We start from the raw sequence: 20,425 nt of genomic DNA on the forward strand, positions 1-20,425 counted from the left end.
CGGGAACAGAAACGGGGAAATCGACATGGCGCGTACGGTGGCTCAGGCGATGGTCGCGACGCTCAAGGCGTCTGGCGTCCGGCGGGTCTACGGCATCCCCGGCGACTCGCTCAACGGATTCACCGACGCGTTACGCCGCAGCGGCGGGCTCGCGTGGGAACACGTGCGCCATGAGGAGGCCGCCGCGTTCGCGGCCGCGGGTGAGGCGGCGCTGACCGGTCAGCTCGCCGTGTGCGCGGGCAGTTGCGGGCCCGGGAACCTGCATCTGATCAACGGCCTGTACGACGCCAACCGCAGCGGCGTGCCGGTCCTGGCGATCGCGGCGCACATCCCGACCCCGGAGATCGGAAGCGGCTATTTCCAGGAGACCCATCCGCAGCAGCTGTTCACCGAATGCAGCGTCTACTGCGAGCTGGCCAGCATCCCGGAACAGGTGCCGCGGCTGCTGGAGATGGGGATGCGGGCGGCGCTTCAGCTCCGTGGTGTCGCGGTCCTGGTCATCCCGGGTGAGATCTTCTTCGCCGACGCCGGGCGCGGGCCGTGGCCGGCGGCGGTGCGCGAGGCCCGAGCCGTGACCCGGCCCGACGAGGCGTCGCTGGCGGCCGCCGCGGAGGTCCTCAACCGGGCCCAGCGGGTGACCATCCTGGCCGGTGCCGGCTGCGCCGGCGCGCACCGGGAGGTGATCGACATCGCTGGCGCGCTCAAGGCGCCGATCGTGCACGCGATGCGGGGCAAGGAGCACCTCGAGCACGACAACCCCTACGACGTCGGCATGACCGGCCTCATCGGATACAGCTCCGGCTACCGGGCGATGGAACACTGCGACGCCCTGCTGATGCTCGGCACCGACTTTCCCTACCGCCCGTTCTACCCCGACGACGACGTGCCGGTGGTGCAGGTCGACGTGCGGGGCGAACGCATCGGCCGCCGGGTGCCGGTGCGGGTCCCGCTCGTCGGCACGGTCAGGGACACCGTCGACGCGCTGCTGCCGCTGATCAACGCCAAGGCCGACACGGGCCACCTGGACCGGATGACCGCGCACTACCGCCGGGCCCGGGCCCGGCTGGACCGCCTGGCCGAGCCCGGACGCGGCAGCCGCGCGCTCCACCCCCAGCACGTCGCGGCGACGATCGAACGGCTGGCCGCGGAAGACGCCGTGTTCACCGTCGACGTCGGCACCCCGTCGATCTGGGCCGCCCGATACATCCACATGAACGGCCGCCGCCGGCTGATCGGCTCGTTCACCCACGGCAGCATGGCGAACGCGTTGCCCCAGGCGATCGGCATCCAGGCCGCCGACCGCGAACGCCAGGTCATCGCCCTCTCCGGCGACGGCGGCCTGGCGATGCTGCTCGGCGAACTGCTCACGCTGCGCCAGCAGCAGCTGCCGGTGAAGATCGTGGTGTTCAACAACACCGCGCTGTCGTTCGTCGAGCTCGAGATGAAGGCCGGCGGCATCATCACGTACGGCACCGACCTGGACGACTCGAACTTCGGCGCGATCGCCGAAGCGGCGGGGATTTTCGGTGTCCGCGTCGACACCGCCGACCAACTCGAAAGCGCGCTGCGCGACGCGTTCGCCCACGACGGGCCCGCGGTGGTCGACGTGCGCACCGCACGGCAGGAGCTGTCCTTGCCGCCGAAGGTCACTTACGAGCAGATCAAAGGCTTCACCCTCTATGCCACGCGTACGATCCTGTCCGGCAACGCCGACGAGATCGTCCAACTCGCACACACCAACCTGCGACAGCTCGACCTCGAGTGAGGCGGCCCCGCCTCAGGCCGACTCGGCGCGCACCCGGGCGTACACCACGTTCGTCCGCAGGTGACGGACGTCGTTGTCGCGGAGCCATGCGATCGTCGCCGCGCGTACCCGGGCCGCCGCCGGCTCGTCGAGTTGCTCGACCGTGGCGCGATACCCCGTGCCGAGCACGATGGTCCACCAGTCGTGAGGGTCGGCGAGCGGATGGGTGCCCGCCTCGGCCTCGACCGCGGGTTCCGGCAGGCCGGCGTCGCGCAACAGGCGGGCCAGGGCGGTCGGGGAGGTGACCCGGGTCCACGGGTGGAAGGCCCGCACCAGGTCGGGGCGTTCGGCGCCGACGGCGGCCCAGAACTCGGCGGTCGCCGGTTCGAGCCACTCGGGTCCCCAGACCGTGATGGCCAGCACGCCGCCCGGGCGGACCAGCCGCCACAGCTCCGCGACGGCCGCGGTCATGTCGGGCAGGAAGAAGACGCCGAACACGCACACGACGGCGTCGAAGGACCCCGACGGCAGCCCGGTGTGCTCGACATCCGCCGACCGGAACTCGACATTGGTCAGGCCCTGGGCCGCGGCCTTGGCCCTGGCCAGCGCGAGCGCCGGCTCCGCCAGGTCGAACCCGACCACCCGCCCGTCGGCGCCGACCGCGTGCGCGGCCGGGAGCGCCGAGGCACCGGTGCCGCAACACGCGTCGAAGACATGGTCGCCCGGGCGCAGGCCCAGTCGCGTGACGGTGGCGCGGCCGAACCTGTCCCAGAACGAGAGCGCCGCGGCATCGAAGTGGTCGGCCGCGGCCGCATAGGTCGACGCCGACACCGCCTTCATGCCGGAGTCGTCGGCGGCAGGTTCGCCATCGCGCACGAACCTCATCGTGTCACCAACCGATTACCGGCCGCCAGACCGGTCGTCACGCCAAGCGGCCACGAGAGCGCGATGATTCGCTAGTGTGGGGTGGTCCGCGCCTCTCGGTCGGGGGTTCGCGCATGCCGGTGCCGCGCTCGTTTCGCAAGGTTGGTCTGCGGGTCAATCCCTACATCGCGGTGATCGCGCGACGGGTGCCGCCGCTCGCCGTCGTCCACCATGTCGGCCGGCGCACGGGTCGGGCCTACAGCACTCCGGTGATGGCGTTCCGCACGACAGAGGGCTGGGTCGTCGCTCTCTTCTACGGAGCCGACGTGCAGTGGTTGCGAAACGCGCGGCGGGCCGGCACGGTCGCGCTCACCGCCGGGGGCAAGCGGCACGAGGTGAGCGAGGTTCGACTGCTCGCCGCGGCAGCCGGCGCGCCGCTGCTACCCGCTTGGGCGCGGGCCGTCACGCGCCCGGCGCGGGTCCGCGACTACGTGCTGCTCGTCGGCGCCGGCTGACGCCGCGACTACTGGTGCTCGCGGATGCGGTCCCAGGTGGTCGGCGGATCCATGCTCACACCCGTGCGCAGCGGGGTGCTCACCGGTTTGCCGCCGGTCACGTTCACCTCGAGCCTGCCGTACGCCGCGCCGGCTTCGATCTTCTCCGGTGGCGTGGGCAGTCGCGCGTTGAGCTTGACGGTGAGGCCCGGCCAGCCGACCACGTCGAGCTTCTCCGCCGCGTGCACCGTGGTGCCGGTGCCGAGCGGGCCGTGCACCGTGGCGACCTGCTTGCCGGCCTCGACCAGAGTGTGCACGCCGAGCGCGGCCGAGGCCGAGCGCAGCACGGTGCGGGTGGCCGCGAAGACGCGGTCGAGTTGCACCGGGGTGTTGGCGCCCGGCTGGCCGAGCATGGCGCCGACGACCGTGAGCTTGCGGCCGCCGACGGTGACGACGGCGGCGAAGACCAGGCAGCCCCCGGCTTCGTCGGTCGAGCCGGTCTTGATGCCGACGACCCCGTTGTGGCCGACGAGTTCGTTGTAGTTCTTGACCGTACCCGCGACCGGGATCGTGGCGGTCTTCTGTTTGACGATCTCGGCGAAGGCCGGCAGCGCCATCGCCTTGCCGGCGAGGATCACCTGGTCCTTGGCGGTGCTCACGGTGTCCGGGTCGAGGCCGGACGGGTCGGTGTAGTGGGTGTCGGTCATGCCGAGCCGCTCGGCGGTGTCGTTCATCTTCTCGACGAACGCGTCGACGCTGCCGGCGTCCCAGGCGGCGAGGATGCGGGCCATGTTGTTGGCCGACGGCAGCAGCACGGCCTGCAGCGCCTGGCGTTCGGTGATCACCTCACCCGCGCGCACCTCGACGACCGACTCGCCGCGCGCCCGCTCCCCCGGGTAGGCGGCGGCCTGCGCGGCGCTGACGGTCAACTCGGGCCCCTGCTCGCCGGCGTCGAGCGGGTGCTCGGTGAGGATCAGGTAGGCGGTCATCACCTTGGTGACGCTGGCGATCGGCAGGGGCTTTCTGCCGCCGTACGAGCCGAGCGTCCCGATACCGGGAATGCTGATCACGCCCTGGCCGGAGCGGGGCCAGGACAGTTTCGGCGCCGGGCCGGGAATCTTCATCGACGCCGGCAGCGCGAGCTCGACGGTCGAGGCGGGCAGCGGGTTCCGCAGCGGAGCCACAGCGAAGCCCGCGACGCCGAGCAGCAGCACGAGGGTCACCAGCGTGGCGACCAACCAGGCGCGGCGACGGCGGCGAGGGGCGGGTGGGGCCGGCGGGTTTGCTGGGATGCGGCTGAACACCACGGTCGGTATCTCCGTGTGGTCGCGCATTCCATCCCGCCTTCCCGTGTCAGGTCGCCGCACGGTAGCAGGCAGGTGAAAGTCCCTCAGCTGTCGATGGCCACCTCGGCCTCGATCTCGACCGGGATGCCGAACGGCAGCTCGGCCAGCCCCACCGCGGACCGGGCGTGGCTGCCGGCGGCCGGGCCCCACACGTCCAGGACGAGGTCGGAGAAGCCGTTGACGACGCCCGGGGTGTTGGTGAAGCCCGGCGCCGTGTTGACCATCCCGAAGACCCGCAACCAGGCCGTCACACGGTCGAGGCTGCCGAGCTCGCGCTTCAGGCTCGCCAGCACGGCCAGCCCGGTCAGCCGGGCGGCCTCGTAGGCCTGCTCGGCGGTCACCTGGTCGCCGACCTTGCCGAACGGCCCGGCCACGGTCCCGTCGGGCAGCAGCGGGCCGTGCCCGGAGACGAACGCCCGGCCGCCGTGCACCCGCACCCACGGAAACGGCAACGTGACCCCGGCCGGCATCCGCATCGGCTCCGGAAGCCGCAACCCGAGTTCGGCCAGCCGACCCTCGATCCGCTCGCTCACGGCGCTCAGCCTATGAGGCCAGCTCGTCGCCGGGTACCAGGCCGAACCCGTCGGGGACGGCCGCCCGGTCGCCGCCGGTCGTGACGATGGCGTTGCGCTCGTCGACGAACACCACCCGCGGTTCGAGCGCCTTGGCCTCGGCGTCCGGCACCCACCCGTAGGCGACGATGATCACCAGGTCGCCGGGGCTGACCAGGCGGGCGGCGGCGCCGTTGATGCCGATCACGCCGGAATCGCGAGGACCTTCGATCACGTACGTCGTCAGCCGGTTCCCGTTGTCGACATCGAGCACGTCGACCCGCTCGCCCGGCAGGAGATCGGCCGCTTCCATCAGGTCCGCGCTGATCGTGATCGAACCCACATAGTGCAGGTCGGCCTGGGTCACCGTAGCCCGGTGGATCTTGGACTTCATCATCGACCTGAACACGTGCGTGGACCTCTCCGCGAGTTGGCTCCCATAGAAGGAACAGTTCATCCTTCGACACCATTTCCCGGGCGTACGCGGGCCCGGGTTCGCAGTGAGGTCCACCACACGCACGGCTCAGCGGCGCACGAACCGCACCGCGTCGGCGATCACGAAGCCGTTGGCGTTGTCGTTCAGCGACACGGACCCGTCGATCCCCGCCCCGAACCCGAACACACCGAGCGACACCCATTCGCCGCCGCGCGGCTCCGGCGCACCGCGCACCGTCTGGTCGACCGGCACGACGTCGGTTCCACCGGCATGCACCACGGTGTACGGCGCGTTCGTCGCCCTGTTGGACGCCGCCGCGTAGGACACGAGCACCTCGTAGGGCCCGTCACCCGGCAGCGCCGGGCGCCACCGCACCACGTTGGCCCCGGTGCCGGCCGCCCGCGACAGATAGTTGGACCCGTAGTAGCCGGCCACCCCCGTGCCCGCCGACCACGTCCCGGCGACGGTCTCGAAGCCCTTCTCGCCGTTGTCGATCGTCACGTCCTCGCGCACGTCGGCGGCCGGCCCCTCGACCAGGCTCAGCTCGTCGAGGCTGACCCGGGTGCCACCGCCGCGTCCCGGGGAGACCAGCGTGAACCGCACCGTGGCCCGGCCCGGCCGCAGCCGGACCGTACCGAGGTTGAGCACGTCGTATCCCTCGGAACTCTCCGCCGTGCCGTCGAACGTGGACCGTCGCGGCTCCGCACCGTCGATCGTGACGGTCACGACCCCGCCGTCGAGCGGGCGGTAGTAGCGCAGCAGGGCCTCCCGCGTGCCGCCCGGCCCGACCGTGATGGGGAACTCGATGAAGTCGCCAACGGCCGCCGGCGTCCACACCGACCGGGCACCGCCGCGGGCGGTCGGCTCGCGCACCACGGCGACGGTTCCGGCCGAGCGGCGGGCACCGTCGACCGGGGCGCCGAGGTCATGGGTCTGCTCACGCAGCTTCGGGCCGGCGGCCAGGCTGTCCCGCCCCTGCGTCAGCCACTCCAGGTTGAACCGGGCCACGGCCACCCGGCGCGGTGCGCTGGGAATGTCGCCGTCACAGCCGTACAGCAGGATGATCGTGCCGTCGGAGAGCCGCGCGAGGTCGGAATAGTAGGAGCGGTTCGCGTTGACCACCCGGCTGTAGCGGAACGAGTAGCCCTCGTCGTAGCTCACCGACACGGTCATGTTCCAGCGCATCGGCGAATCGGGCCGGCTGAACAGGATCCGGTCGACCTCCCGGCTGTGCGGTCCGCCGGTGTAGCGGACCAGGCCCGCGTCGACCGCGTTGAACACGCCCGTGGCACCGTCCAGTTTGGCCGGTGACCAGGTGAGCCCGCGGTCCTGGCTGATCGACACGATCCGCTGCCGGTTGCCGCCCGACGCGGCCCGGCCGTTGACCAGCACGGCGCCGTCGCGGCGCTGCACCATGCGGGCCTCGTTGATCGGGTAGTCGACCGAGACCGGCACCTCGCCGGTCGCCCGCCAGGTGCGGCCGTGGTCGTCGCTGTAGACGCCGGCGACGCCGTAGTAGCGCTCGGCCACCGTGTTGCCGACGATCACCCGGCGGTGCAGCACGTTGAGCAGCAGCCGGCCGTTGTCGAGTTGGATGCCGTGCCCGGGGCCGGGGCCGTGCAGCGCCCACTCGTACGGGAAGTGGTCGAAGACCTCGGACAGGCTGTGCGGCGCGCTCCAGGTGGCGCCGTGGTCGCGGCTCGACACCACGTAGAGGTCGCCGCTGTCGCCCGAGCACGAGGTGTTCTCCGGTAACCGCTCGGAGAGCATGTAGAACAGGAACACCTCGCCGGTCTGCCGGTCGACGACGAACGCGGGGTTGCCCCAGGACTGCCCGTCGACGGAGGGCACCACGGTCTGGGTCGGGAGCCAGGTGCGGCCGCCGTCGGTGCTGCGGCGCAACAGGATGTCGCGCGGACCGGCGTCGCAGACCTCGTAGCGGCCCTCGGTGGCGGCCAGGATCGTGTCGTTGGGCAGCACGGCCAGGCCGTGCACGTGGTAGTTCTCCAGCGGGTCCACATCGGAGTCCCAGAGCGTCGTCTCGTCGAAGAAGGCGCCGCCGGGTTCGGCTTGGGCCGGCACGCCGGCCAGGAGGGGAACCCCACCCGCCACCGCTGCCAGGCCGAGAGTGAACTGCCTGCGTCCGATCATGCTGCTCCTTACCGTTGGGATGGGTCAGTAGCCGCGTACCTGTGGCCAGGCCAGCTCGAAGCCGTCGGCCACGAGTTCCGCCTGGAAGCGTTCGAGCAGGGTCGGGTCGTCGTGCACCTGCGCGGGCTCGAGCCCGTTCGCGAGGCAGTGTGCGGCGAGCGCGCCGGCGGCCTCGCCGGCGTTCCACTCGACGGGGTGGAGGCGATAGCAGCCGTTGGTGATGTGCGTCGTGCCGATGTTCTTGCCGGCCGCGAGCAGGTTGCCGACCCGCACCGGCAGGAGCGCGCCCAGCGGGAGCTGGAACGGGCAGCTCGCGACGTCGATGTAGGTGTCGCCGCCGGTCGAGGGGTGCAGGTCGATGCGGTACATGCCGACCCCGACCGAGTCCGGGTAGGTGACCGCGCCGCGCTCGCCGCGGACCGCGTAGGACAGGTCCTGCTCGACCACCGTGCGGCGGGCCCGGATGCGCCGCGACTCGCGGATGTAGGGCGCCTTCGCCAGCCCGTCGGTGCTGCCCATCACGTCGGGCCGCAGCCGCAGACCGGGCCAGCCGGTGCCGCCGTCCGGTCGCGGCGCCGCGGTCTGCAGCCAGTAGAGCATGCTGAGCGAGAGCTGCCGGGCGCCGTCCAGATGCTTGTCGCGCTCGTCGTCGGAGACGCCGATGAGGGGGCCCGGCAGGTAGTCGATCATCGGCCAGTTGACGATGGTGACGTCGCTGTCGGCGAAGCCAGGCTCGAACAGGTCGCGGGCGACGATCCGGCGGAACGCCCACAGGTCCTTGTCGCCCGGGTCGCGGCTCTGGTCGGCGACCACCGGACCGGTCGAGGCGTGCGGCACGAAGGTGCGCGGCACCGCCTCCAGCGTGCGGGGGTCCGGTGCGACCAGGCTGAGCAGCCGGTCGGGCCAGAACGGCGGCTGGTAGTCGCGCCAGAACCCGTACTGGTCGGGCCGGTCGATCGTGTGGTCCTCGCCGGCGCGGTGCTCGACCGCGAAGACCCAGGAGAACGCCTGCATGTTGCCGGGCTGGGCGTGCTCCGCCGCGCTCGGCTCCCCCGTCTCCGACCGGGCCTCGGCGCCGGTGACGTGCTCGACGCCGGCCAGCGGCAGCAGGTCGCCCAACTCGGTCGCGTCGAGCACATAGGGCGCGGTGGCCTCGACCCGGTCGCCGCCGGGCCCCTCGAACAGCACCGACCGGATCCGGTCGCCGTCGACCTGGGCCGCGACCGGCCGGTGTCCATACCAGACGGTCAGCCGGCCGGCGGCCTGGTAGGGGCCGACCATCGCGGCGATGACGGCCGCGGCCACCCGCGGCTCGTGACAGAGCCGGCTCACCCGGCCCTGGCCGGGGTTGAGGTCGGTGGTCAGCCTGGCCGCCCGGGTGAGCGGGTACCAGGTGCGGTAGTGGTCGCGGATCGCCTCGCGCAGCGCCCGGTAGGACCGGGTCGACCCGAACTGCTCGATCCAGGGGTGCTCGTCGGGCGGCACTCCCTGGCTGGTCAGCTGGCCGCCGAGCCAGTCGGTCTCCTCCGTCAGCAGGACGCTGCGCCCACGCCGCAACGCGGCCAGCGCCGCCGCGACCCCGCCCAGCCCGCCGCCGACCACCAGCACGTCGACCGCCGGCGCCGCCGACCGGACGTTCTCGCCACTTGTCACGCCTTACCACTCTTCCGATTCATCGAATTTCCAGTGCGACGTCGTGCGCCGCGATCCGAACCAGACCATCGGGCCCGACCGGGTACGCGGCCGTCCGCTCGCCGACCCGCACGGTCACGTCGCGCCGGCCGTCGGGAACCGCGACAGCGATACCGCCGCCCTCCCCCGAGACCCGCAGCCGCACCCCGGACGCGTCGCGCTCGTAGCCGGTGACCACCGTGCCGGGAGGGACGTCGAGCAGCGGGCGCCCATCCAGCGCGACCACCAACCGCTCGCCGGCCCGCACGGAAAGCCGCCCCTCGGCCAGCGCGAGCCCCTCGACCGACGCGTCCCGTCCGGGATGCGCGAACCGCCAGCCGTCCGGCCGCGGGTCGGCCAACTCCTGGATGGCCAGGTAACCGAGCAGCCCGCCCCAGCCCATCAGCCCGTCGGAGCGGGCCGCGAGCGGCCGGACGTCCTCGCCCGGCACCACCGGGTAGTTCTCCCGCACGTGGCTGTGCGCGGTCCACTCCCCCAGGAACAACCGCAGCAGAGCGTCGACGATCGGCCGGCTGTGCGCGTCGAGACCGTAGCGGCGGATGCCCTCGACCGCGAGGAACGCCATCGGCGCCCAGACCCGGCCCCGCCAGTAGCGGGTGCTGAACCCGGGGTCGTCGCGGGCCGTGCTCGGCAGCGGCGGGTCGCCTCCGAGGGCGTCGGAGGCGAGCAGCGCGTCGGCGACCGCCTGAGCCCGCCGCGGGGAAGGGACCCCGGCGAGCAACGGGTAGAGCAGCGTCGGCGAGCTGTGTTCGGAGAACGCGCCGTCGGCCCAGCGGTTGCGGTAGCGGCCGCCGGCCGGATCCCACAGCAGCGCGTCGATCCGGGCCGCGGCCGAAGCGGCGTGCGCGGCGTAGGCCCGCGCGGCGGCCTCGTGGCCCAGCTCGGCCGCGATCGTCGCCAGCGCCTCGGCGTCGGCGACGTGCAGGGCGTTGAGGCCGACGTCGGCGAGGTTCATCGTGTGCGTGGCCGGGTCGAGCGCGACGTCGTCGTACATCGGCGAGTCGTCGAGGCCCGACTCGCGCCGCGCCCGGTCGACGGTCGCGGACTCCGTGTCGCCCGGCACCGGATCGGAGCCCCAGGCCAGCAGGTGGTGCGGGCCGACCCGGGAGGCCAGCCACCACGAATGCCAGTCGCGCAGCGCCGGGTAGGCGCCGCGCAGCAGCGCGGTGCGCCGCGTCCGCGGTGACAGGCCGCTGCCGAGATAGGCCTTCAGCACCGTGTACGCGCCGACCGGCGGTTGCGAGCGGTCGTCGGTGCGGCCCTTGTCGTCGCTGACCCGGTTGGGCAGCATCCCGCTCGGGTCGGCCTGGTCGAGGATCTGGGCGAAGATCCCTTCCGCGTACGCCGGGTCGACCCAGGCGGCGACCAGCCCGGTGAAGAACGTGTCCCAGGTGTGCAACGCCCAGCTGCCGTAGAAGCCCTCGCGCTGCTGGCAGACGAAGTCACGCGAGGTCGGCGTCAGGACCCGCCCCAGGTCGGGCGCGTAGACGGTGTTCCAGGTCAGCGCCCGGGTCATCGCGTCGGCGCTGTCGCCGAGCCAGCCGGCGGTGTGGATCCGCGGTGCGGCCGCGGCGGCGTCGGCGATCCGAGCCGCGACGTCGTAGGCCGCCGCGGCGGCGGGGCGCAGGCTCACCAGGGTGTCCGGGGCCAGGACGAGAGCCGAGCCGTCCCGCGCGACCGGGGCCGGCGAACACTCCAGCACCCAGCGCTCAGCGCCGTGCGTGACGACGCCGTCCGGGGAGACGGCGACGGGCTCACCACCGAAGCCGGTCGCCTCGTCGATCAGCAGCACCGCCGCCGCCGCACCGGTCGCGGTGGCCCGGACAGCGAGCTCGTCGGTGCCACCGCTCGCTTCCAGCCGCAGCCGCGTGTCGAACGCGGTCACCTCGACCTCGGCGTAGGCACCCTCCACCGTGTGGTGACCGAGCCGGACCAGGCCGTGCCGCCAGGTGAAGCCGTCGAACAGGGTGCCGCCGGTGTCGCGCAGCGCAAACCGCAGCCGCAGTCCGCCGGGCAGGTGGGACCATCCGGTGTGGAATCGCACGTCCCAGGTGTTCCAGCCGCGCGGCTCGGGAATACTCATCGGTCCACCTCCGCGGGGTCGGCGACCTCGATGTCGAGCGCCGCGTCGAGCAGTTCCTGGGTGTAGGCGTGTTTCGGCGCCTCGAAGACCTCGTCGACCCCGGCGGTCTCGACGATCTCGCCACGGCGCATCACCGCGACCCGGTCGGCGATCTGCCGCACGACACCGAGGTCGTGGGTGATGAACAGGATCGACAGGTCGTGCCGGTCGCGCAGGTCGGCCAGCAGCCGCAGCACCTGGGCCTGCACCGAGACGTCCAGCGCCGACACCGCCTCGTCGCAGACCAGTAGCCGGGGCCGCAGGGCCAGCGCCCGGGCCAGGCTGACCCGCTGGCACTGGCCCCCGGACAGTTCGGCCGGCCGCCGGTCGAGCACGGTGGCGTCGAGGCCGACCTGGTCGAGCAGTGCGAGCACGGCCTTGGTGCGGTGGCCGTCGGGCGCCACCTCGGGGTGCACGCCCCAGCCCTCCGCGATGATCCGGCGCACCGGCATCCGCGGGTTGAGCGACGATCGCGGGTCCTGGAAGACCATCTGGATCGACCGCCGCAGCGCCGGCGGCCGGCGCGTCGCGAGCGGGGTGCCGTCGAACCTGATGCCGCCCGCGGTGGGCCGGGCGAGGCCGACCACGCAGCGGGCGACGGTGGTCTTGCCCGATCCGGACTCACCGACCAGGGCGAGCGTCTCGCGCCGGCCGACCGTGAGGTCGACCCCGGCGACCGCTTCGACCCGGCCGGCGCGCGGGCGCCACGGCCGGCGCGGCCGCCCGAACGTGACCCGCAGGTCGTTGACCTGTAGCAGGGATGTCACGGTGCCAACTCCTCCGCGAAGTGACAGGCGCTGAACCGCTCGGGCGCGATCTCCCGCAGCGCCGGCACCTCGGTGGCACAGCGGGGGCGGGCCAGCGCGCAGCGCGGGTGGAACGGGCAGCCGGAGGGCCGGGCCAGCGGGCTGGCGGGCGCACCGGGCAACGGAGCCACCAGGTCCGACCTGGTCCGCACGGCCGGCACGCTGGCCGCGAGCGCCTTGGTATAGGGGTGCCGCGGCGACCGCAGCACCTGGCGGCTCGGGCCCCGTTCGCAGACCCGGCCGGCGTAGAGCACCACCAGGTCGTGCGCGACGTGCGACATCACCCGCAGGTCGTGGCTGACCATCAGCATCGACATCTGCCGCTCCTGCTGTAGCGCGCGCAGCAGCCGCAGGATGCGGGCCTGCACGGTGACGTCGAGCGCGGTGGTCGGCTCGTCGGCCAGCACGAGCGCCGGGTCGCCGGCCACGGCCAGCGCGATCATCGCCCGCTGCCGCATGCCGCCGGAGAATTGGTGCGGATAGTCGTGCGCGCGCACCGCCGGGTCCGGGATGCCGGCCTGCGCCATCAGGTCGACCGCCGCCCTGGCCGCGGCGCCCCGGCCGCTGCCGTTGCGGCGCAGGATCTCGCCGACCTGCCGGCCGATCCGCTGGCTCGGGTTGAGCGCGGAGAGCGGGTCCTGGAAGATCATCGAGATCTCCCGGCCACGGACCTGCCGGCGTCGCTTTTCGTCGGCGCCGAGCAGGTCCTCCTCGCGGAGCAGGATCCGGCCGGTCGTGCTGCTCCCCTCGGGCAGCAGCCCGATGATCGCCATGGCCAGCATGCTCTTGCCGCTGCCGGACTCACCGATGACTCCGGTGGTGCGGCCGGAGCGCACGGCGAGGCTCACGTCGTCGAGCACGGGCGTGGTGCCCGCCGGCCCGGCGAGCCGCACGCTCAGGTGCTCCACCAGCAGCAGCGGCGAGTCCGTCAGCGGCGGCGTCATGAGAGGGTCACCGTCGAAAAGTCCGGCAGGTAGCTCGGGTTGGGCTCGAGCCCGTGCACCTCCGACCGCCAGGCGTAGGCGATCTTCAGCGACATCGGGTACATGCCGACCGCGTCGTTCCAGATCAGCTGGCTCGCCTGCCCGTACAACTCCTTGCGCTTGGCGATGTCGCTGGTCGAGCCGGCCTGGTTGAGGAGCGTGTCGAGCTGCGGGTTGCAATAGCCGTTGCGCTTGGCCGCGCAGGTGTAGAGCCGGCCCAGGTTGGTCGCGGCGTCGAAGGTCGGCGTCGACAGCGACTGGAAGTTGATGTCCCAGCGCATGGCCAGCAGGTCTTCGAGGAAGACCGCGGACTCCTTCTCGGCCACCTGCGCCTTGACGCCGACCTTGTTGAGGTCGGCGACGACCGCCTGGATGAACTGGCGGTACTCGGCGCCGCTGAACTGCAGGCGCAGCGGGGTCGAGAAGTCGAAGCCGGCGGCCTGGAGCGCAGCCTTGGCCGCGGTGGCGTCGTACGCGGGCGGGTCGAGCGGTGTGTAGCCGAGCACGGCCGGCGCGACCACCGACTTCGAGGGCTCACCGGTGCTCGGGTAGAGCGAGGAGATGATGGTCTTGAAGTCGACCGCCTGCCACAGTGCCCGCCGCACCTCGGGCTTGGCCAGCGCGGGCTCGCCGGAGTTGAACCACATGGTGTAGACCGAGGTCGCCGGCACGCTCCGCACGGTCAGCGCGTCGTTGCTCTCCAGCTGGGTGACCTGGTCGTCGGGGATGCCCCAGGTGGCCTGGATCTCCCCGGTCTTCAGCGCCGTCATCCGGGCCGAGACCTCCGGGATCACCCGCATCACGAGCTTGTCGAGCTTGGGCGCGCCGCCGTAGTAGTCGGGGTTGGCGGTCAGCGACAGGCTCTGCCCGGGTGTGAACGCGTCGACCTTGAACGGGCCGGAGCCGACCGGCTTGGTGAACGACGCGTCGGTGACCTCGCTCGGCGTGACGAACAGCAGCGTCAGCTTGCCCGGCAGGGCCGGGTCGGGCTTCGGCTCGGTGAACACCACGGTGCCCGGGCCGTCGGCCTTGACGTCGATGCCGGTGAAGTTGGCCGCGTTAGGCCCCTTCAGGTCGACGACCCGCTTGACCGAGGCGACCACGTCAGCCGAGTCCGCGGGCGAGCCGTCGGAGAACGTCACGCCGTCGCGCAGGGTGAACGTCCAGCTCGTCGCCTCCGCGTTGGCCTCCCACTTGGTGGCCAGGTCAGGAGCGAGCTGGCCGTCGGGCTTGGCCTTGACCAGCCGGCTGAAGATGGCCTGCGCGGCGATCTGGGTGCCGGTGGACGCGCCGGAGGCGCCGTGCGGGTCGAGGCTCTGTGTCGGGTAGGGGCTGGCGACGGTCAACGTGCCGCCGGCCTTGGTGCCCTCGCCGGAGCCGCCACTCGTGGTCGAACAGGCGGCGGTGGCGGTGACGATGCCGAGTGCGGCGGCCGCAGCGGTCAGTCTGGTCAGGCGTGCGGATGGGTTGGCGGGCATCAAAGGCTCCCTTCGACGTCGCGGCCGGTGCTGCCGCGACGAGGCGTGCGGTGGAACGCGGAGTTGAACTGGTCGCCCAGCAGGCCGACGTGCACCACGAGCAGGGCGAGGACGAGTCCGGGGAAGGCGGAGATCCACCAGGCGGTGTCCAGGTATTCCTTGCCGGTCGCGATCGTCTGTCCCCATGAGACGGACGTGGGCGGCAGGCCGATACCGAGGAAGCTCAGCCCCGCCTCGGCCAGCACGACGAGGCCGAAGTCGGTGGCGGCCAGCGCCACGACCGGGCCGAGGACGAACGGCAGCACGTGCCGGGTGACGATCGTGCGCCGGGGCACACCCATCACCCGGGCGGCGGCCACCCATTCGCGGTTGCGTACGGTCAGGGCCATCGCCCGGGTCATCCGGGCGAACGGGATCCAGCCGGTGAGGGCCAGGGCGATCACCACGACCCAGATGCTGCGGTCGAACAGGCCGGCGACGATGATCGCCAGCACGATGCCGGGGAAGGCCAGCAGCACGTCGATCGAGCGGCTCAGCGTCGCGTCGACCGCGCGGCCGAAGTAGCCGGCCACGACGCCGACCGTGACCCCGAACAGGGCCGACAGCGCCACGGTGAGCGCGCCGATCGTGACCGAGGTGCGGGCGCCGTAGATGACCTGGGCGAAGACGTCGCGGCCGAGCGGGTCGGTGCCGAGCAGTGCGGTGCCGGCGTTGGTGCTCGCACCGGGCGGCAGCAACCGGTCGGTGAGCGCGGTGGCGACCGGGTCGTAGTCGACCAGCAGCGGGCCGACGATCGCGACCAGGATGTAAACGCCGACGACGGAGGCGGGCCACCAGCGCAGGAAGCCCCAGCGGCGGCGTGGCGGTGCTCCGGTGAGCGGCTCGGCCAGGTCGGTGATCGCGCCGGTCATCGGTTGGCTCCCGTCCGGACACGCGGGTCCAGCAGCGAGTAGGACAGGTCGGCGACCAGGTTGAGCACGACGATGATCGCGGCGATCAGCAGGGCGGCGGCCTGCACGACGGCGTAGTCGCGGTTGCTCACCGACTCGACGATGAGCGAGCCGAGACCGGGCCAGGCGAACACGTTCTCCACCACGACCGCGCCGCCGAGCAGCGCACCCATCTGCAGACCCACGATCGTGACCACGGGCACGAGCGAGTTGCGCAACGCGTGGCCGACGAGGATCTGCGACTCGGTCAGGCCCTTGGAGCGCGCGGTCTGCACGTAGGGCTCGCGCATCGACTGGACGACGCTGGTGCGGGTGATCCGGGCGACGATGGCGGTGAACGGCAGCGACAGGGTGACCGCGGGCAGCACGATGTGCGCCGGTGTGCCCGTGCCGGAGCTGGGCAGCAGGCCGAGCGTGGCGGTGAACAGCAGCACCAGCATGATGCCGACCCAGAACGTCGGCATGCCCTGCAGCAGGATCGTCATCCCCGACACCACCCGGTCCACCGGCCCGTCGGGGCGGCGGCCGGCCAGCATCCCGAGCGCCAGCCCGACCACGACCGCGATCAGGGTCGCGGTCAGCGTCAGCTCGACGGTGGCCTGCAGCCGGCCGAGCACCACGTCCATCGCGGGCTGGCCGAACCGGAACGAGTCGCCGAAGTCGAAGCGGGCGGCGTCCTCGAGGAACGTCAAGTACTGCACCGCGATCGGGCGGTCCAGGCCCAGCCGGCCGCTCAGCGCGGCCACGTCGGCCGGGCTGGCGTCGGGCCCGAGCAACAGGGTGGCCGGGTCGCCCGGGGCCAACCGGAGCAGGACGAACATCATCGTGCCGGCGCCCCACAGCACGAAGACGCCGATCGCCAGCCGGCGCAGGACGACGCCGATCACCGCGACCGCCCAGGCGCGCCGGCGGTGGTGCCGGGGATGATCGTGCAGGCGACGCTCTCGCGGACGGCGGCGCGCTCCTCGGCGTCGAGCGAGCGGACCAGCAGGCGGGTCGCGGCCCGGCCCATCTCCTGGCGCGGCACCTCGAGGCCCGTCCACTCGACGTCGTCGTGCTCGGCGCCGGTCGGGTCGCCGAGCACCACGACACTGAGGTCGTCGGGTATCGACAGGCCACGCCGGCCCGCGGCGGCCCGCACCTGCTCGGCCAGCAGTTGCTGCTCGGCGACCAGGCCGGTGATGCCCGCGGCGACGATCTCGTCGACCAGCCCGGCGACGTCCTGCGCGGACTCCAGTGTCCACACCGGACCGATCAGCTTGCCGCCGGCCCGGAACGCCTGCCGGAAGCCCTTCTCGCGATCGCGACTCGGTTGCGCCTCGCCTTCACCGATCCGGGCGTACGCGACACGCTCGTGCCCCTGCTCGAACAGTCGCTGGGTGAGCTGCTGGGTCGCGGTCGTGTAGTCGGCCGCCACGTAGGAGATCGGGGCGCCGGTGACCTCGCGGTGTCCGACATAGACGAACGGGTAGCCGGAGTCGCGCAGTTGCTCGATCTCCTCCACGTTGGGGTTGCGGCCGAGCAGCAGGGCCCCGTCGGCCAGCGCCAGCCGGGTCGAGCCGTCCCGGAAGATCTGCCGGTCGCCACCCGCGCTGGTGAACAGCAGCAGATCGTGGCCGAGTTCGGCGGCCTCCTGCTCCATGCCGAGCAGGAACGGGAAGTAGAAGTCGACCCCGGTGGTCGGGAAGACGGGCTCGAAGGTGTAGACACCGATGATGCGGTTGCGGCCGCCGGCGAGCGAGCGGGCCGAGGGGTTGGCGACGTAGCCCCACTCGCGCATCGCGGCGAGCACCCGGTCGCGGGTCTCGGTGCTGATCCGCGCGCCCGAGTCGCGCTCGTTGAGCACCAGCGACACCGTCGCCTGGCTGACACCGGCGAGGCGCGCGATGTCGGCCTGCGTCGGCCGCTTGGGTATGCCGCGCCCCATGCCCACCTCCTGCTAATACGCCTAACGGGGTTGGTCGTAGAGTTTCGTTCGCGTTTCAGCGGCATGTCAAGGGCGAATTTTGTGGCTTGCTGCCGCAGGGCGGTGAGATCAGCTAATGGCCATTAGCAACTAGCGCGCCGGCCCCGTGCCGGGTAGCGTCCCGGTTCCCGATCCCCTCCGGAGGAGGTGCGACGCCCGTGCGGCAGCCGATCGCCGACGTCACCATCCCGCTCGTCACCGTGCTCGACGCACACGGTCGACCCGATGCCGAGGCGGCGCGGCCGCTACTCGCGCACCTGGCTTCCGGTGGTGTCACGGCGCTGATGCTCGCCGGCACCAACGGCGAGGGGCCGGTGCTGTCGGGTGTGGCGGTCCGGTCGTACGCGGCCGAGATCGGGGCGATGTGGCGGGAGCTCGTGGGCCCGGGGGCAACCGTGCTGGTGACGGCGGCCGGCGCCGGCACCCGCGACACGCTGGAGCGGATCGACCTGCTCGCCGACGTCGGGTTGGACGCCATCGTCGTGCTGGCGCCGTTCTACTTCCGGCACACCGAGCACGAGCTGCAGGCCCATTTCCGGGCCGCCGCCGGGCGTGGCCGGCCAGTCGTCGTCTACAACAGCCCGGGCTACACCGGGAATCCGCTGACCCTGCCGCTCGTCTCGCGGTTGCGGGAGATCCCGGGCATCGTCGGGCTCAAGGACAGCTCCGGCGACGCGGCGCTGTTCGAGTCGTTCTGTGCGCTCGGTGGGCCGGAGTTCGGGGTGGCGCAGGGGGCGGAGCGACAGCTCACCCGCGGTCTGCGGGCGGGTGCGGTGGGCACCGTTCCCGGGGTCGGGATGATCGCGCCCCGGCTTTGCGTCGACCTGGTCGCCCAGGTGGCGCGGGGCGACGACGCCGGCGCCGATTCTTCGCAGGAACAGGTCGACGAGCTGACCCGGATCTTCTCGGTGCGGCCCGGCGCGAGCGGGATCGTGGTCATGAAGAGCGCGCTGCACCTGCTCGGGCTCTGCCCGCCGCACGCCGCGGCTCCGTTCGCGCCGTTGACGGCCGACGAGTTCGCGGCGCTGCGCGCGCTGTTGCCCTAGAGCACACGTCGCGCGATTGGGAGCAGGCCCGCTTGGCGCACGGGTTCGAGCGGCTCGATCGGGTGCCCGGTGCGGTAGTCGCGCGGTGCGACGCCGTACGCGGTGCGGAAGCGGCGCGAGAAGTGGAACGGGTTGACGAAGCCGCAGGCGTCGGATATCGCGGCGACGCTCAGGTTGCTGCGTTCCAGGAGGACCGCGGCGCGGGCCAGCCGGACGAGTTCCACCGCACCGACCGGGCCGCGCCCGTAGCGCTCCCGGAACAGGCGCGCCAGGTGGCCCGGCGAGACGTGCGCGGCGGCGGCGAGTTCGGCCAGGTCGAGCGGGCGGAACGGGCCGTCGTGCCAGGCCGCGCGCAGGTGGTCGACCAGGCGGGTGACGTGCTCGGGCAGTTCGTCGTCGGCCTCGTCGGGCAGCGGGCCGGCGACGAAGAGGTCGAGCAACCAGGCCAGCACCTGGGTGGTGCGCGGCTCGCCGACCCGCAGCAGGTAGCCGCAGAGCGCGGGCAACGGGTCGGCGGCGAGGGTCCGGTGCAACGGCCAGGTCTCGGGGTCGCCGAGCGGACCGTGTTCGTCGACGTAGAACGTCACGTAGGCGTGGGTGCAGGGCCGATCCGGGTCCCAGGTGAAGTGCTCGGCGAAGCCGGGCCGGGTGAGCAGCAGTTGGCCGGGGCGCAGCTCCAGTCTTTGTCGGTCGCCGTCGGTGCGCTGCCAGGAGGCGCGGCCGGTGAGCATCCAGACGAACTCGAAGCAGGGCAGCACCCGCGGGCCAAGCGTCGCGCCGGGCGGGTAATGGGCCACGGCCGGGCCGTTGCGGACGCGTACCGATATCACGAACAGATAGGTTAGTCGCGCGCTCTGGGCATGGGACCGCCCGCCCGACCGCCTGATACTCATCGCATGCCTACCGATTCCGATGCACTGATCGAGCAGGTCCGCGTCGACGGCTACGCGGTGCTGGGCGACGCGCTGACGCCCGCCGAGGTGGCCGAGATCAACGCCGAGGCGGTCCGCCTCTGCCGCGGCGAGTTGGGCGAGATCGCCCGCGGCGGCGCGGCGGCCCCCGGCGAGTCCGACGCCGACGTGCTGCGCCGCTATCTGTGCATCCACCACCCGCACAAGCTGTCGCCGCTGATCGCCGGCGCGCTGGCCCACCCGCGGGTGGTCGGCGCGCTGACCCGGGTGATCGGCCCCAACGTCAAGGCGATGCAGTCGATGCTGTTCGTCAAGTCCGAGGGCAAGCCCGGCCAGCCGTGGCACCAGGACGAATACTTCATACCCACCCGCGACCGCTCGCTGACCGCGGTCTGGATCGCCCTGGACGACGCGACGGTCGAGAACGGCTGCCTGTGGGTGCTGCCGGGTTCACATCGCCGCGGCGTCCTCTACCCGGACCGCGACCAGGACGACCCCCGCTTCGACTGCTCGATCGAGGCCTACGACTTCCCCTACCGCGACGAGGATGCGGTGCCGGTCGAGATCCCGGCGGGATCGGCGGTCATCTTCAACGGCTATCTGCTGCACCGCTCGCTACCCAACACGGGCCGCCACGGCTACCGCCGCGCACTGGCCAACCACTACATGAGCGCGGAATCCCCGCTGCCATGGCGCATCCCGCCCGACGAGACCGCGGCCCGCTGGGACTTCCGCGACGTGGTCCTGGTGGCCGGCGATGACCCGTACGCCTACAAGGGCACGACCGACGTCACCCGGGCCTACGTCCGCCCGGACAAGGACGGCGGCTGCGACCGCTGACGAGCGGTGGACTGGCCGGCCGGCGCAGTCCACCGCTCAACGGGT

The 20,425-nt window shown here is 72.4% G+C and carries 18 protein-coding genes; 4 read left to right on the forward strand and 14 right to left on the reverse strand.

What is annotated here, in order from left to right:
- Positions 1-25: 25 nt before the first annotated feature.
- A complete protein-coding gene (gene poxB / locus AB0J74_RS10685; RefSeq protein WP_363446858.1) occupies positions 26-1,765 on the forward strand; it encodes a ubiquinone-dependent pyruvate dehydrogenase in 1,740 nt (579 codons plus the stop codon).
- Between the two features lie 12 nt (positions 1,766-1,777).
- Here poxB and AB0J74_RS10690 read toward each other — a convergent pair whose 3' ends face one another.
- A complete protein-coding gene (locus tag AB0J74_RS10690) occupies positions 1,778-2,620 on the reverse strand; it encodes a methyltransferase domain-containing protein (RefSeq protein WP_363446860.1) in 843 nt (280 codons plus the stop codon).
- A 122-nt stretch (positions 2,621-2,742) separates the two neighbouring features.
- Here AB0J74_RS10690 and AB0J74_RS10695 point away from each other — a divergent pair, with 122 nt between their 5' ends.
- Positions 2,743-3,123: a nitroreductase family deazaflavin-dependent oxidoreductase gene (locus AB0J74_RS10695; protein WP_363446862.1), complete on the forward strand. Its 381-nt coding sequence runs from the start codon at positions 2,743-2,745 to the stop codon at positions 3,121-3,123.
- Between the two features lie 8 nt (positions 3,124-3,131).
- On the opposite strand, the gene AB0J74_RS10700 is transcribed toward AB0J74_RS10695, so the two are convergent.
- From AB0J74_RS10700 to AB0J74_RS10755, 12 genes are all read right to left on the reverse strand, one after another.
- Positions 3,132-4,436, reverse strand: a complete 1,305-nt coding sequence (locus AB0J74_RS10700) for a D-alanyl-D-alanine carboxypeptidase (protein WP_363446865.1) — start codon at positions 4,434-4,436, stop codon at positions 3,132-3,134.
- Between the two features lie 56 nt (positions 4,437-4,492).
- Entirely contained in the window at positions 4,493-4,981 is a 489-nt protein-coding gene (locus tag AB0J74_RS10705) for a RidA family protein (protein WP_363446867.1), read from the reverse strand.
- A 10-nt stretch (positions 4,982-4,991) separates the two neighbouring features.
- The gene (gene panD / locus AB0J74_RS10710; RefSeq protein WP_363446869.1) at positions 4,992-5,408 is read right to left on the reverse strand and encodes an aspartate 1-decarboxylase; all 417 of its coding nucleotides are present in this window, start codon (positions 5,406-5,408) and stop codon (positions 4,992-4,994) included.
- A 114-nt stretch (positions 5,409-5,522) separates the two neighbouring features.
- Complete coding sequence (locus tag AB0J74_RS10715; RefSeq protein ID WP_363446871.1) at positions 5,523-7,586, reverse strand: exo-alpha-sialidase; 2,064 nt, start codon at positions 7,584-7,586, stop codon at positions 5,523-5,525.
- A gap of 24 nt (positions 7,587-7,610) precedes the next feature.
- Positions 7,611-9,239, reverse strand: a complete 1,629-nt coding sequence (locus tag AB0J74_RS10720) for an FAD-dependent oxidoreductase (protein ID WP_363446874.1) — start codon at positions 9,237-9,239, stop codon at positions 7,611-7,613.
- A 19-nt stretch (positions 9,240-9,258) separates the two neighbouring features.
- Positions 9,259-11,361: a trehalase family glycosidase gene (locus AB0J74_RS10725; protein ID WP_363446876.1), complete on the reverse strand. Its 2,103-nt coding sequence runs from the start codon at positions 11,359-11,361 to the stop codon at positions 9,259-9,261.
- Positions 11,358-12,167 carry an ATP-binding cassette domain-containing protein gene (locus tag AB0J74_RS10730; protein ID WP_363446878.1) on the reverse strand — a complete coding sequence of 270 codons (810 nt, stop codon included), beginning with the start codon at positions 12,165-12,167 and terminating at the stop codon, positions 11,358-11,360. The genes AB0J74_RS10725 and AB0J74_RS10730 overlap by 4 nt, the downstream gene beginning before the upstream one ends.
- Positions 12,164-13,150, reverse strand: a complete 987-nt coding sequence (locus AB0J74_RS10735) for an ABC transporter ATP-binding protein (protein WP_363446881.1) — start codon at positions 13,148-13,150, stop codon at positions 12,164-12,166. The genes AB0J74_RS10730 and AB0J74_RS10735 overlap by 4 nt, the downstream gene beginning before the upstream one ends.
- Entirely contained in the window at positions 13,147-14,667 is a 1,521-nt protein-coding gene (locus AB0J74_RS10740) for an ABC transporter substrate-binding protein (protein WP_363446884.1), read from the reverse strand. The genes AB0J74_RS10735 and AB0J74_RS10740 overlap by 4 nt, the downstream gene beginning before the upstream one ends.
- Positions 14,667-15,578, reverse strand: a complete 912-nt coding sequence (locus tag AB0J74_RS10745; protein ID WP_363446887.1) for an ABC transporter permease — start codon at positions 15,576-15,578, stop codon at positions 14,667-14,669. The genes AB0J74_RS10740 and AB0J74_RS10745 overlap by 1 nt, the downstream gene beginning before the upstream one ends.
- A complete protein-coding gene (locus AB0J74_RS10750; RefSeq protein ID WP_363446889.1) occupies positions 15,575-16,504 on the reverse strand; it encodes an ABC transporter permease in 930 nt (309 codons plus the stop codon). Before AB0J74_RS10750 ends, AB0J74_RS10745 begins: the two co-directional genes overlap by 4 nt.
- Positions 16,501-17,544: a LacI family DNA-binding transcriptional regulator gene (locus AB0J74_RS10755; RefSeq protein ID WP_363446891.1), complete on the reverse strand. Its 1,044-nt coding sequence runs from the start codon at positions 17,542-17,544 to the stop codon at positions 16,501-16,503. Before AB0J74_RS10755 ends, AB0J74_RS10750 begins: the two co-directional genes overlap by 4 nt.
- Positions 17,545-17,741: 197 nt before the next feature.
- Between AB0J74_RS10755 and AB0J74_RS10760 the strand changes: the two genes are divergently transcribed.
- Positions 17,742-18,629, forward strand: coding sequence for a dihydrodipicolinate synthase family protein (locus AB0J74_RS10760; protein ID WP_363446893.1), 888 nt, complete (start codon positions 17,742-17,744; stop codon positions 18,627-18,629).
- Here the strand turns inward: AB0J74_RS10760 and AB0J74_RS10765 are convergent.
- Positions 18,626-19,459 (reverse strand): helix-turn-helix transcriptional regulator, encoded by an 834-nt coding sequence (locus AB0J74_RS10765; protein WP_363446895.1) that lies wholly within the window; start codon positions 19,457-19,459, stop codon positions 18,626-18,628. The genes AB0J74_RS10760 and AB0J74_RS10765 overlap by 4 nt on opposite strands.
- Before the next feature lie 66 nt (positions 19,460-19,525).
- Here AB0J74_RS10765 and AB0J74_RS10770 point away from each other — a divergent pair, with 66 nt between their 5' ends.
- Entirely contained in the window at positions 19,526-20,380 is an 855-nt protein-coding gene (locus AB0J74_RS10770) for a phytanoyl-CoA dioxygenase family protein (RefSeq protein WP_363446897.1), read from the forward strand.
- Positions 20,381-20,425 lie beyond the last annotated feature (45 nt).

Origin of the sequence: Asanoa sp. NPDC049573, assembly GCF_040676615.1 — a bacterium.
In the GTDB taxonomy this organism is placed as follows: Bacteria; Actinomycetota; Actinomycetes; order Mycobacteriales; family Micromonosporaceae; genus Asanoa.